This is a genomic window from Vibrio lamellibrachiae (assembly GCF_050337265.1).
GTDB lineage: Bacteria > Pseudomonadota > Gammaproteobacteria > Enterobacterales > Vibrionaceae > Vibrio > Vibrio kyushuensis.
In genome coordinates this window covers 471,208-485,040 of record NZ_JAKJSU010000004.1, presented here as the reverse complement: position 1 = coordinate 485,040, position 13,833 = coordinate 471,208, and the positions used below count along the sequence as shown (strand labels likewise).

At 42.0% G+C, this 13,833-nt stretch carries 11 protein-coding genes; 7 read left to right on the top strand and 4 right to left on the bottom strand.

Going from position 1 to position 13,833, the window contains the following annotated elements; all coding sequences use genetic code 11:
- Positions 1-190: 190 nt before the first annotated feature.
- Entirely contained in the window at positions 191-721 is a 531-nt protein-coding gene (locus L4C54_RS02435; protein ID WP_428806958.1) for a 3'-5' exonuclease, read from the top strand.
- Positions 722-812: 91 nt separating this feature from the next.
- Here L4C54_RS02435 and L4C54_RS02430 read toward each other — a convergent pair whose 3' ends face one another.
- Both L4C54_RS02430 and L4C54_RS02425 read right to left on the bottom strand, forming a co-directional pair.
- The gene (locus L4C54_RS02430; protein ID WP_428801687.1) at positions 813-1,259 is read right to left on the bottom strand and encodes a tellurite resistance TerB family protein; all 447 of its coding nucleotides are present in this window, start codon (positions 1,257-1,259) and stop codon (positions 813-815) included.
- Positions 1,260-1,397: 138 nt separating this feature from the next.
- The gene (locus L4C54_RS02425) at positions 1,398-1,763 is read right to left on the bottom strand and encodes a VC1380 family protein (RefSeq protein ID WP_428806957.1); all 366 of its coding nucleotides are present in this window, start codon (positions 1,761-1,763) and stop codon (positions 1,398-1,400) included.
- Between the two features lie 196 nt (positions 1,764-1,959).
- On the opposite strand from L4C54_RS02425, the gene L4C54_RS02420 reads away from it, so the two are divergent.
- From L4C54_RS02420 to L4C54_RS02410, 3 genes are all read left to right on the top strand, one after another.
- On the top strand, positions 1,960-3,276 hold the full coding sequence (locus L4C54_RS02420; RefSeq protein WP_428807389.1) for a MipA/OmpV family protein: 1,317 nt from the start codon (positions 1,960-1,962) through the stop codon (positions 3,274-3,276).
- A 147-nt stretch (positions 3,277-3,423) separates the two neighbouring features.
- The gene (gene hrpA, locus L4C54_RS02415) at positions 3,424-7,377 is read left to right on the top strand and encodes an ATP-dependent RNA helicase HrpA (RefSeq protein WP_428806956.1); all 3,954 of its coding nucleotides are present in this window, start codon (positions 3,424-3,426) and stop codon (positions 7,375-7,377) included.
- Between the two features lie 141 nt (positions 7,378-7,518).
- On the top strand, positions 7,519-8,004 hold the full coding sequence (locus L4C54_RS02410) for an outer membrane beta-barrel protein (RefSeq protein WP_428806955.1): 486 nt from the start codon (positions 7,519-7,521) through the stop codon (positions 8,002-8,004).
- A 104-nt stretch (positions 8,005-8,108) separates the two neighbouring features.
- Here the strand turns inward: L4C54_RS02410 and L4C54_RS02405 are convergent, their stop codons facing one another.
- Positions 8,109-8,996: a LysR family transcriptional regulator gene (locus L4C54_RS02405; protein WP_428806954.1), complete on the bottom strand. Its 888-nt coding sequence runs from the start codon at positions 8,994-8,996 to the stop codon at positions 8,109-8,111.
- A 141-nt stretch (positions 8,997-9,137) separates the two neighbouring features.
- Here L4C54_RS02405 and L4C54_RS02400 point away from each other — a divergent pair, with 141 nt between their 5' ends.
- From L4C54_RS02400 to L4C54_RS02390, 3 genes are all read left to right on the top strand, one after another.
- Entirely contained in the window at positions 9,138-9,770 is a 633-nt protein-coding gene (locus L4C54_RS02400) for an FMN-dependent NADH-azoreductase (RefSeq protein WP_428806953.1), read from the top strand.
- Positions 9,771-9,820: 50 nt separating this feature from the next.
- Complete coding sequence (locus L4C54_RS02395) at positions 9,821-10,828, top strand: NADP-dependent oxidoreductase (RefSeq protein WP_428806952.1); 1,008 nt, start codon at positions 9,821-9,823, stop codon at positions 10,826-10,828.
- Positions 10,829-11,027: 199 nt separating this feature from the next.
- The gene (locus L4C54_RS02390) at positions 11,028-12,638 is read left to right on the top strand and encodes a mechanosensitive ion channel family protein (protein WP_428807388.1); all 1,611 of its coding nucleotides are present in this window, start codon (positions 11,028-11,030) and stop codon (positions 12,636-12,638) included.
- Positions 12,639-12,743: 105 nt separating this feature from the next.
- Here the strand turns inward: L4C54_RS02390 and L4C54_RS02385 are convergent, their stop codons facing one another.
- On the bottom strand, positions 12,744-13,754 hold the full coding sequence (locus L4C54_RS02385) for an acyltransferase (RefSeq protein WP_428807387.1): 1,011 nt from the start codon (positions 13,752-13,754) through the stop codon (positions 12,744-12,746).
- Between the last annotated feature and the right edge of the window lie 79 nt (positions 13,755-13,833).

Sequence of the window (13,833 nt, the reverse complement as noted above, 5' to 3'; positions counted from 1 at the left end):
CTCGTTATTAGCTAAAATAGCTTAAGTGTCCAGTGGTCTCTTATTTGAAATGTAAAAGACCACTGGTCTCTTGTCAATGTCTATTTTGTATACTGCGTGCATTGCTTCCTCATTCGGTGCTCTACATTTAGGTGTAAATAAGGTAATATCTTGCGCCTTCAGGAAATTGGATTAGTAGTAAAGGCTGGTAATGAACTATAACCGTGTCGTGTGTTTCGATTTAGAAATGTGTTGTTGGAACGTAGATGGTGTAGGTACTACGGGTGAGATCATAGAAGTTGGTTTAGCTGAAATTGATGTCGCTTCGGGTGAGATCGTTAAACGAGCTCAGTATTATGTTAAGCCTGAGCATGATGAAGTGTCACTGTTCTGTGTTGAGCTTACCGGCATTACTCCTCGAAAAATCGAAAAACAAGGTCGTCCTCTCAAATCGGTAATGAAGTCCGTGCTCAAGAACTTCGGTGGTCCAAATAAAATATACGCTTCTTGGGGGCGTGATGATCAGATCCTATTTAACGAGTGTCGCGAAAAAGGGGTAGATTTACCCTTTAAAGAGTTCATTAATCTAGCAACCTTGTACCGTATTCAAAATCGACTCAAAGACAAACGTATTGGGCACAGAGCAGCTCAAGAAGCGAAAGAAATTGAGTGGGAAGGACGCCAGCATTCTGGGTATGTTGATGCGTACAATCTGGCGAAACTTGCTCTGACAATGCTCTAAGTATCCTTCTGTAAACCATAAATAGAGCAAGAAAATAACGGATAGCAGTAAGAATATTAGGCTCGCCCTGAGCCTAGTTCAGATTAACGGGTTACTTTTCTAAAACAGAAAGCTTTGCTCGAATGAATTCACTATGGTCAACGTATAAAAGCTCGGATGTTTTACGAATGACTGCATCTTCAAGCGGGTCTATCTCTCCGTCAGCGTGTGCAATTTGCCACATTGCTTTGATGAGTTCGAAGCGAGTCTCCTGAGATAGCTCTCTAAGCTGGGAAGTAAACTCGTAAAGTGAAGCTGCTTGCTTTGTTTGCTCTTCCGCTTGTACAAGGAGTTGGTTCGCTTCCGCTTCATTGAGTTCAAGTAACCGCTCAATCAAATGATGCTTTGCTTCTCTTTCAACTTGGTTGATCTGGTGATCCGCGCCTGCAACTTCACATAACAAACATGCGATCGCAAGATTAGGGTTCTGCTTTTGACTACCGCTTAGGTCTTCACCTTCAAGTAGTTGTTTAAATAGGGACGTGATCGCATTGAACATAGTGATTCCTCTGTTATTCGCTTGTTACTCAATAGCGTATTGCTTAAGTAATAGGGGCGAAGGCTTGAAATCACAAGTCAAAATTGTGTCAGCACTGTTCAATTGGTGAAGATTCGGCGAAAAAGACCGATATTAAGACTACGATGTTGGCGCGTCTGGAACTTCAGGGTCTTCCAGAATTTCGATGATTTCTGAGCTTGAGTGTTCATGTCCCATTAAAAACAGTGAGACCATCGCATCCGCTTTGGTTTTAGTATCCGATGCATCGTCTATGATCTGTTCAAATCGATGGCGGATCATGGCGACTTCATGCTCAACAAATCCTCGGCCTTCTTCGTCACCTTGAGTTTCTTCAGGTGCGTTATCAAACTCCAAAAACAGAAGCTTTCCATCAATCGTGGCTTTGGTCAGTCGTTCTGGTAACCACTCTTCGCCCATGACGATATCGAGATCGCTATCTTTAGGAAGTCCGTCTAGAATTATTTTTAAATCAGATACTTTCACATTTCTGTCATTTCGGAAAACATATATACTATTGTAACGGTGAATTCCCATGAAACATAAGAGTTCCTAATGAAATTGATGTCATTTTGGTGATGTTGAGCAAGGAACGCGAGAAAATAAGACCATGATAAAAAACAAAACGGGTGTGGTTCACATCGTTTATTCGACGTTAGCCGCAAGCATGTTCGCAGTGAGTATGCCATCACTCGCCGAGACAGAGACTAATTCACGGCCCTCTACTGAAGTAGAGGAAGCTAGTGTCTTTGCGCCGGTCGCTGAGCAAGAGTGGGGGCTAGCCGCCATGACGCGCCTATCTTCTATCCCTTATTATAACGATGTGGGTGACCGCTCCGTAGGTTCCTTTGTACCTATGATGTTCTTCAAAAACGATTACGTGTTTATTGAAGGTACGGAATTTGGTGCGTACCTCTATCAACCTGAAGATGAAAGGGTCGAGGTCAATGCACTTCTTAGGATGCGTTTTGTGGATATACCGGCGACGTATCAAAATGGCTACGAGGGTGATACCGCGGATCTTGGTGCTCAAGTCTCTTATCAACTTGATGATATTTGGGCGATGGACTTTGAGTTCATGACGGATAGCCGTTTTAATTGGCACAGTAATGCGACCATTCATGGCGTGTTTGAATCGGGTGACTGGGAAATAAAACCTAAGGCAACCGTTCGTTATAAAAGTAAAGACTTTAACAGCGTCTATTACGGGTTTTCGAATTACGAGTTTGGGAACGATGTAAGTGCAGGTGTCGATGCACAGGTTGGTATTGGTGCTCGTTACCATGTGATTTCTAACTTGTACTTACTCGGCTCTACAGCCGTAACAAGGTTAGATGATAATGCCTATGAAAGTGCCGCAGTAAAAGACCGTTACCAAGGTGAGCTCTATCTAGGCTTTGGGTTTTTTAACGATAAAGCCAAAGCACCGAAATCTGAGTTGACTAACAAGCGCTACATCCGTGTTGCTCACGGTTGGGCTACCCCATCGAATATTGGCGATATTATCAAGTTTAATTCTGAAAAGGATGAACACAACAATCAACTAAGCTCGGTCTTCTATGGTCACCCTTTAACCGATGAGCTGTTTGGTATTCCTCTTGATGTCTACCTGACCCCTGGACTTGTACATCACTGGTCATCAGATGTTCAATCATCCAGCACTGAATACGTCGCAGCGATTAAGGCCTATTACACAGTGAGCTGGCCAACCAAGTGGCGTTTTGGTGTCGCTGAAGGCTTGTCTTACATTGATAACGTTACCTATATCGAAGGAACTGAGATGGTTGAAAAAGACAAAGTGCCGAGTAAATTATTAAACTACTTGGACTTCTCTTTCGATGTGAATATTGGTGATTTATTCAATCAAAATGATCTGAACAATATGTGGCTTGGTTATTCTATTCACCACCGCTCGGCGATTTTTGAAAAATCCTCTCAATATGGACGTATCAAAGGTGGTAGTAACTACAACACAATCTACGTTCAATTCGATTTTTAATCTCTAGCATCTCGTTATAGATAAACGATTAAAAACGCCCATGAGCTTCAATGCCTGTGGGCGTTTTTTATTGTTTTGTTTTTTTTCGAAACCAGAAAAGTGCTACAATCCGCGCAGTTTTTTCTGCTTAGTTAAATAGGAATTGCTTTGACCTCGTCTCAGCCAAATAAAGAATCTCAAACTCAGCCTGCCAGCCATAAGTCTGCAAACACGGCTCAATCACTGCGTAAAGCGTTAAGTGAGTGCATGCTGCGTGATAGATTTCGTCTTAGTAAACGTATTAGCGGCGCAAGCAAAATAAAAAAAGAAGTGTCTCGCAATACCGTATTTGACGAAATCGCACTAGACATCGCAAAATCGATGATGACTGCACAGCAGCGTTTCGGCTATAAAACAACAATTGAATACCCAGATATTTTACCGGTCAGCCAACGACGCGATGATATCGCTGAGGCAATTGAAAACAATCAAGTTGTGATTGTTGCGGGTGAGACCGGTTCAGGTAAAACCACTCAGATACCTAAAATATGCGCTGAATTAGGTCGTGGTAAATATGGCTTGATTGGCCATACCCAGCCAAGACGTCTAGCTGCACGCTCGGTAGCGAATCGTATTGCGGAAGAGATGAAAACCCCGCTCGGCGAATTTGTTGGTTATAAGGTTCGATTCAACGACCAAATTTCTGATAATACCCAAATAAAACTGATGACGGACGGTATCTTGCTGGCTGAAATTAGCCATGACCGTTTTCTAAATCAATACGACACCATTATTATCGATGAGGCGCACGAACGCAGCCTTAACATCGATTTCATCTTGGGTTATCTAAAAGAGCTGTTGCCACGTCGTCCTGATCTTAAGATCATTATTACCTCAGCAACGATTGATCCCGAGCGATTTTCAAAACACTTTAGTGATGCGCCAATCATTGAAGTGTCGGGTCGTACGTACCCCGTTGATACTCGTTACCGCCCATTAAGTGGTGAAGATGATACTGATCGTGATCAGCTTGAAGGGATTTTTGAAGCCGTCGATGAGCTTTGTGATGAAGGCCTTGGCGATATTCTAATCTTCATGAACGGTGAGCGTGAAATTCGCGATACCGCTGACGCTTTGAGCAAGAGAAACCTGCGTGATACTGAAATTGTTCCGCTCTATGCGCGGCTATCCTCTAGTGAACAGAATAAAATATTTCAGTCGCACTCTGGCCGAAGAATCGTTCTTGCAACCAACGTGGCTGAAACATCGCTGACGGTTCCGGGTATTGAATACGTTATTGATCCGGGCACAGCGCGCATCAGTCGTTATAGCTATCGAACCAAAGTACAACGTCTGCCTATAGAGGCGATCTCGCAAGCAAGCGCGAATCAGCGTAAAGGTCGTTGTGGTCGTGTCAGTGACGGTATTTGTATTCGACTTTATTCAGAAGAAGATTTTGAATCTCGCCCTGAGTTTACCGATCCTGAAATTCTTCGTACTAACTTAGCCTCTGTTATTTTGCAGATGACCTCGCTTGGTCTTGGTGATATTCAAGCATTCCCATTTGTAGAAGCGCCTGATCAACGTAATATCCAAGATGGTGTTCGCTTACTTGAAGAGCTTGGAGCGATTGCTGCGGATAAAAAAGCTGGAAAGCAGGTTGGCAGTAATAAAAAACAGCTAACACCAATGGGTAAAAAGCTAGCTCGTTTACCGATCGATCCGCGTTTGGCTCGAATGGTATTAGAAGCGAGTCGCAATGGATGTCTGAAAGAGTTGATGGTTATCGCTTCTGCACTTTCAATTCAAGATCCACGTGAACGTCCGTCAGAGAAGAAACAAGCATCGGATGAAAAACATAAACGATTCTTCCACGAAGAGTCTGATTTCCTTACGTTTGTGAATCTTTGGAACTACATCAAAGAGCAACAAAAAGAACTCAACGGCAACCAATTCCGTAAGCAGTGTAAGAAAGACTACCTGAACTATTTACGCGTACGTGAGTGGCAAGATGTTTACTTCCAGATTCATCAATCAATGCGTGAAATGGACTTTAAACTCAATGATGAAGAGGCCTCTTACGAGAAGGTTCACACCTCTATTTTGGCGGGCCTGCTTTCTCATATAGGTATCAAAGACCCTGAAAAGAGTGAGTATCAAGGTGCTCGTAATGCTCGTTTCAGTATCTTCCCTGCGTCAGGGCTGTTTAAGAAACAACCTAAGTGGATTATGTCTGCTGAGCTGGTGGAAACCTCAAAGTTGTGGGGACGCATCATTGCTAAGATTCAACCTGAGTGGATTGAACCGTTAGCGGGCCATTTAATAAAACGTAGCTACAGCGAACCTCACTGGTCGAAAAAACGTGCTGCGGTAATGGCTGATGAAAAAGTGATGCTGTACGGAATTGCCATTGTTCCAAAACGCTTGGTTAACTACAGCCAAATAGATCCGACAATCAGTCGAGAGATTTTCATTCGCAGCGCGTTAGTTGAAGGTGAGTGGGAAAATAAACATCCGTTTTTCAAACAAAACCGGAAGTTACTTGCGGAAGTAGAAGAGCTAGAGCACAAGTCTCGTCGTCGTGACATCTTAGTCGATGATGATGAACTGTTTGATTTCTATGATCAGCGTGTCGCGACCGATGTCGTTTCTGGTCGCCACTTTGATACGTGGTGGAAGAAAGCAAGTAAAGAGAACAAAGAGCTACTGAACTTCGAAAAAGAGATGCTGTTCAGAGGCGACGCTAGCCATGTTACTGATTTGGATTATCCTAATTTCTGGCATCAAAACGGCATTAAGCTAAAGCTGAGCTACCAGTTTGAACCGGGTGAAGACAGTGACGGTGTCACGGTGCATGTCCCGATTCCGATTCTTAACCAAATTGAACAGGCTGGCTTTGATTGGCAAATCCCGGGGCTTCGCCATGAGCTTATTGTCAGCATGATTAAAGCTCTGCCTAAAACCATTCGTAAGAACTTCGTCCCAGCGCCAAATTACGCAGACGCCTTCTTAGGGCGAGTGACGGCAATGGAGGCGCCGTTGCTTGATTCGCTTGAAAAAGAGTTGCGCCGAATGACGGGTGTGGAAGTTCTGCGTGATGACTGGAACCTAACTCAAATACCAGAGCATCTTAAAGTGACATTTAGAGCTGTGGATCATCGCCACCGTAAGCTGAAAGAAAACAAAGATCTTCATGAGCTAAAAGAGAGCCTTAAAGATAAAGTTCAAGAGACGCTCTCGAAAGTCGCAGATGATGATATTGAGCAACAAGGTCTTCATACTTGGAGCTTTGGTGAACTACCAAAAGTTTATAAGCAAAAGCGTGGCGGGTTTGAAGTTAAGGCTTACCCAGCATTAGTTGACACCAAAGACAGCGTAGAAATTAAGTTGTTTGAAACAGAGCAAGAGCAACAACTTGCGATGCGCGCCGGCCAACGTCGTTTAGTTCTGCTTAACGTTCCATCGCCTGTTAAGTATCTGCACTCAAACTTACCTAATAAGTCGAAGCTTGGACTCTATTTCAACCCATACGGACGTGTTCTGGATCTGATTGACGATTGTATCGCGTGTGGAATAGATAAGTTGATTGAAGAGCAGGGCGGGTTAGTTTGGGGTTCAGATAACTTCGAAGCACTAAAAGAGCATGTTCGTGCTGAACTAGGCGATACCGTTGTTGATGTAGCGAAACAAGTTGAGACAATTTTGACGACTGCGTTTGCGATTAACAAAAAGCTTAAGGGCAAGGTCGACTTTACTATGGCGTTTGCGTTGTCAGATATTAAAGCTCAGGTCGAAAGCTTAATCTTTAAAGGATTTGCTACCGAATGTGGTTGGAAGCGTTTGCCAGACATCTTGCGCTATATGAAAGCGATAGAAAAACGGATGGAAAAACTTCCAATCGACCCAAATAAAGATCGCTTACACATGCTAAAAGTGGAATCAGCAACGAATGATTACAAAGAGTTACTGAATAAGATACCGAAAGGCGTTACGATTCCGGACAATGTAAAAGAGGTTCGCTGGATGCTTGAAGAGTTACGTGTGAGTTACTTTGCACAGCAGCTTGGAACACCTTATCCGGTATCCGATAAACGTATTAAAAATGCCATTAATGAATGTTAAGTTTCGGTATAGACCTTGCATACTGTAAACGTAACACTATAATTCGCCAACATTACGGCAATGGTCTGCCACAAAGGGCCATTGCTGATGACTATAAATATTAGCTACAGCAATGATTAGCTATAACGAAAAAGGTTTCACATGAAAAAGACTCTTTTAGCACTTGCTCTTATTGGTGCATCAACGACTGCGATGGCTGACTCATTTATTTACGGTGGCGCTTCTGTAGGTTCATCTAGCTTGGGCAGCGAAGATGCGACGTCTTACAACATCCACGCTGGTACTGGTCTGTTGCCATTCATCGGTTTAGAGGCCGGTTATACGGATCACGGTAAATTTGAGTTTACTGGTGGTGATGTAAAAGCGTCTTCAGTTTACTTTGCAGTGAAGCCAAGCATTAACTTTGGTCCGCTACAAGTTTATGCAAAAGGCGGTCTTCACTCTTGGGATATGACGGGTAATGGTGCTGAGTTCAGCAACGATGATGACTACGATCTAATGTACGGTGTTGGTGCAGACTACGCAGTGTTCGGACCGATTTCGTTAGGTGCTAACTACATGAACTACGTTGTTGGTGATGAAGACATCGGCACATTCTCACTAACGGCATCTTTTAACTTTTTATAATAAGTCGTTGTTAATAGGTCGATTATAAATTGGTCTATGAACTGTAGATAGATAAACGCCAGCTTTGATGCTGGCGTTTTTGTTTACGCTATCGGTTTCTGCAATTAATTAAATGATCTGCGAAGTGCGTTTACAATCGCATCGCTGACCACTTTCAACCGTTTAGAGTGAATCGTTGATAGCGGAGAAACTAACGATACCGGCACATCCATATACTTCCAATCTTCTAATATTCTGACTAAGCGCCCTGAAGCAAGGTCGCTATTGCACAAAAATGTGGGTAACGCAGATACTCCAACCCCAGAAATAGTCAGCTTATGCACACTGGTTATCTGGTTCGTTTCTACCACAAGCGGCGTTTTTACGACTTCAGTAAGGTCTCTTTTGGTTAGCCTCCAAGTTTGGTAGGGCTTATTGGTACTCAGGCCAATACACCGAACGTTAGTTAGATCGCTTGGATGGTTTACATCAATTTCCTTAAAGTACTGTTTAGAAACGACCGTTATCGGTTGAATATAGCCAATATTCCTCACTCTAAGATTGCTCTCTTCTAAAGGACCGATGCGGATTGCAAAGTCGTAACCTTCACCGATCAAATCGATATTATCGTTGGTACTGTTAATGATGATTTTGAGATCAGGATATTGATCACATAGAGAGTGCACGCATGAAGAGAGTAAAAATAATTCAAAATCTTCAGGAACGGTGATCTTGATAGTTCCCGAGAGGACGTTATCCATTCCATAAAGTGATTTCTCTGCTTCTTCAATATTTTCTAAAGGCCCTAAACAGGATTCATAAAAATGACGTCCAGCTTCAGTTAGGCTTTGCTTTCGAGTGGAGCGAACGAGCAGCTTGGTTCCGGTGCTCTCTTCAAGTTTCGTGACTGCTTTACTCAGGCTCGACTTTGGTACTTTGAGCGCATCTGCGGCTTTAGTGAAGCTCCCAAACTTTACAATATTAACGAAATAATAGATTAACTGGATGTCCATTGTTTCTCCTAGGAAACAGTGAAATTCAAAAAAGGTGGATTATCAACAATGTAATATCAGTTAATAATGTTCTCAACCAATAGAGGCCCAAGAGTTGAAGTCACGAAGGATTTCGACGCCTTAGAAAGGAAGATATACATTATGACGACTGATACGAAGAAAGTTCTTATTATTAAATCGAGCCCAATGGCAGATAATTCAGTATCTGGATCAATGGCTGATTACCTTGTTGAACAGTTAGATCTGAAACCCCAGCAATACGATTTTACTGTACGTGATTTATCGGTTACCCCTGCACCTGTTTATGATTCTGCAATTTTGAATGCCTTTTACACGCCTGCGGAAAATCTGACTGAGGAGCAGGTTAAAATTGTTAGTCCATCTCTTGAGTATATTGAAGAGTTAAAGACGGCGGATATCATCGTGTTTGCGTCCCCTATGCATAACTTCAGTATTACAACGCTACTCAAATCGTATCTTGACCAAATTTGCCGTATTGGATTGACGTTCAATTACCATGAGAACGGGCCCGAAGGGCTTATCAAAGGCAAGCAAGCCGTCATCATCAGTAGCGCAGGTGGTAATTTCCTCGAAGAGTCTGAGAAACGTAAGGACTTCCAAACACCTTACTTAACCCATGTTTTGAACTTCATCGGAATTGATGATGTAAGTACTGTCTACGCCCACGGCATGGGGCTAGGGGAAGAGTACTCTGCTCAATCCATACAACAAGCAAAACTTAGCCTAGCCAATATTTCGGTTAATACACTTTGAAAAGTGACGAATCTACCCATTACAACTAAAGCTAAAAACAAGGATAAGTTATGTCTAAATTAATGAAAGCAGCCGTCATCAACAATTGGGGATCACGTGAGCAGTTTGAAATTGCTGAGCTAGCAGCCCCATTCATTGGGCCGGAAGACGTGCTAGTGAAAGTCGCTTACTCGGGATTAAATCCAGCAGACTGGAAGATTCGAGCCGGTCATTTGAAAGCGCATATGGAAGAGAAAACTTTTCCGCTAGCGTTAGGGTTAGAGGCGTCGGGTACTGTTGAGTCTATTGGGGAGTTGGTGACGGGCATTTCAGTTGGGGATCGCGTTGTGTGCGGTTCCAATCTGTTTGAACAAGGAAAGCATGGAACCTATGCTCAATACTTATCTGTACGTCAAAGTCATGTGGCTAAATTACCGGACTCTATAAGTTTTAAAACCGCTGCTTCACTGCCCATTGCAGCGCTTACAGCTTGGCAAGCCTTGTTTAGTGAAGATAAAGGTCATTTGTCATCTGACGAAGGAAAAAGGGTGCTTATAAATGGAGCATCTGGTGGCGTTGGCAGTTTCGCTGTTCAATTCGCGAAGTTAAGAGGAGCGATGGTTGCCACAACGTGCAGTGGACGAAACATCGAATATGTGAAAGAGCTAGGTTCCGATCTCTCGATTGATTACCAGAGTGACAGTATTGATAAATCAGTATCGGATTGGGCTCCTGAAGGGGTCGATTTGATCATTGATGCTGTTGGTGGAAATTCGATCATTGACCCGGTTAGTCTGTTGAAGCAGGGAGGAAAACTAGTGAGCATTGCCACCATCACTGAAGATGGAGACATTCAAGCCAGTATTTTAGATGCTCAAAGTCGTGGTAGAGAAAAAATATTTGCTTACTTGAGTGACGATTCATTTACTAAAGATTTAAGTGAAGTAGTGGAGTTATTAGAGAATGAAAAAATTGCCCCCCCGCAGATCAAAAGCTTTCCAATGGCGGAGGTTTCCTGCGCGCATCAGCAGTTAGAAAGTGGTAGAACTAAAGGGAAATTGGTATTAGAGATACCTTAGGTGCATAAAAAGGACCAGCTATCCTCTAGTGTTATCATCGATATGGATAATATCTTTATGCTCATCATTGGTTTTGGACCATATTTTAGCGGAATTAGTGATCTGAATTACACAATTAGATTCGTTAGCTGAAACGAGTTAAATACATGCTATTTTTAGTGGAATAGTAACGACTTATAGGTGATTCATGTATTCAAGGATGAAAGTGTTTCTAGCGTGGATATTGCTGGTTTTTGTTCCGCTCACAGCCCATGCCTCTGTAGATAAACTCGTATCAAATCAAGCTCGACTCTCTAGCGATCTTATTGCCCTAACTCAAGCACATGATAACGAACGTTCATTTTTGGAAGATGTTCTACGTAGAAAAAATGAGGCATTAAGAGAGCAACTTGCTCATGAAATATCTCTAAATACTGATGATGAGCGTATTAATCAGGTTATCTCTGATCAAATCTTGCTACTTGATTCATTGATTGATTTAAGTAATGGCAGTGTTGCGACCATAGTTAAGCAGGCGAGGGATAGTAAAGGAGATGAAAAGGTTCAGTTTGAACTAGAAGTACAGAAACGTATTGGCGTAATGGACACCTATTACGAGCAGCTTTTTGCTACTTTTCAGTTGGCGACACAGCGAAGTATTGATGTTTCTAAGCCAGTAGACGAGCTAAAAATTGCGTTAACGGATAGAGCAGAGTTTTTGTCTAATGCAGTACTTTATGTCGATTCTACAAAAAAAGAAGTCGAGCGTCGTATTAGCTATGTCAGCGAAGAGGAAAAAGCGACCTTAACTCAAGAGATCATTCGATTTAATGAACGAATCGCAATGATGGTGATCAGTTTGCAGTCGTCAGTCTCGTTGATGGAATCGATGGGAGTGGAAGCCACAGACTATAAACAGTTGTTGCTAGCAACGACTGGCGATATAAATGCAGACGTTCTTGATGTCGATGTAGCATTAGGTTTATTTGAAGAGTGGCTAGATTCATTTAAAGTTTGGGCCTTTGAAAATACGCCTTCGATGTTTCTAAAATTATGTCTATTTTTGGCAATTTTGTATGGGACAAAAGCGCTCGCTAAAATCGTTAGCAAAGGCGTTAAGAAAAGCGTAAAACATTCCAAAATGGATTTCAGTGTATTGATGCAGGAGTTTTTTGTTTCTGTGGCGTCTAAGGCTGTCATCTTTATTGGTCTGCTCGTGGCGCTTTCTCAAGTTGGTATTGAACTCGCACCGCTATTAACTGGTTTTGGTGTGGCCGGTGTCATTATTGGTTTTGCACTGCAAGATACGTTATCTAATTTTGCATCAGGTTTAATGATCCTGATTTATCGTCCGTATGATGTCGGCGACATGGTCAAAGTTGCTGGAATTCAAGGCACAGTAAAGAACATGAGCTTGGTTTCTACGACAATTCAAACGATTGATAACCAGAGGCTTGTCATTCCAAATAATAAAATTTGGGGAGATGTCATCAATAACATTACTGCCGAACGCACGCGTCGTGTTGATATGGTGTTTGGTATTGGCTATGCCGATGATATTGATAAAGCAAAAGCTGTTTTAAATGAGGTATTACTAAGCGATGCTCGAGTGCTCAAAGATCCAGAGCCGATGGTAAAGTTACATACGCTTAATGAGTCGTCAGTGGATTTTGTTGTACGTCCTTGGGTGAAAACCGATGACTATTGGGATGTGTACTGGGATGTGACAGAGAATGTTAAGAAGCGTTTTGATGAAGAGAGCATTACGATTCCGTTTCCACAGCGAGACGTTCATATCTATCAGCATCAAGAAAGTCGGCTAAAAGAGTAGGTCTAAACACTCGAATATGGGTTATTACGATTGAAGCGATCTATTCGCTTGATTGTAATAACCTTACTTCCGGCACGAATCCCAATTGTTCAGTAACATGCACGCCTAGATACACCGATTTAAGTACTTTACTTTGCACATAAGTAAAGCGGTCAAGTATGACAGATAGAAAGTTAATAGAGCCACAAACGGTATATATAGATAGATATCAATCCACTTTATTAACCACTCCTCAGCAAACGACGATATTGTTTTAATATAGAGGGGATGGATAAGGTAAATACCAAAGCTGAGGTTTGCGAATCGGCTTAATTTTAGGTCGATGTTAGTAAGGCATTTGATTAACAGAAATAGCGCAATGGATACCGCGACAACGTTGATGCTTAAGTATGAATAAAAGTAGAGATAGGTTATATAGTAGCTGCCAATAATCGTAATCGACAAAGCAAATATACATACCAATAAACAGTGTATTACGTTTGTTTTTACACCATATCGAGCGAAATACCCGCCCAAGCAAAAATACCCTAAGTAACTTAAGAAATCATTGGTGAATAAGCTCACTTTGGCGTTTAAATCAAAATATATAAGAGCGACATTCGAAAGAGCAGCTAGCATGGCCAGCCCAAAGCATAGGCAAATAAATACAAACAATTCAATTTTTGTGAGAGAGTTTTGAATTGCCCTTAAAACAGGAGTTACGAGGTAAAGAAACGGAATCATGAAGAGATACCATAGATGATAATATGGCTCACCTAGAGCCCAACCCTTCGCTACTGTAAAATAAGCTGCAGAGATATCATCATTTATGAAGTACTTGAGAATTACCCACAGAGAGTAAAACAAAGACCAAAACAGCAGAGGGACTAGAACTTTATTGATTCTCTTCTTGAAAAATACAATATTAGATTCAGTTTTACTGAGTAAGAAGTATCCGCTAATCATGACGAACAGAGGGATGCACCACATAGTGACAGATGCGTATATATTCCCTGCCCACCAACTACGATTACCATACAACGGGTCAGCTATATCAATGTCACTAACAAAACTAGACGCTACATGTAATAGAACCACTGCAAAAACAGCAAATACTCGCAAGTTATCTGCCCACAAGTAATTCGTGTTGTTAACTTTGTTCAAAGTTTATCTCCAACGAATGATGATACTAATTTCATCTACGTGTAATTTTCTT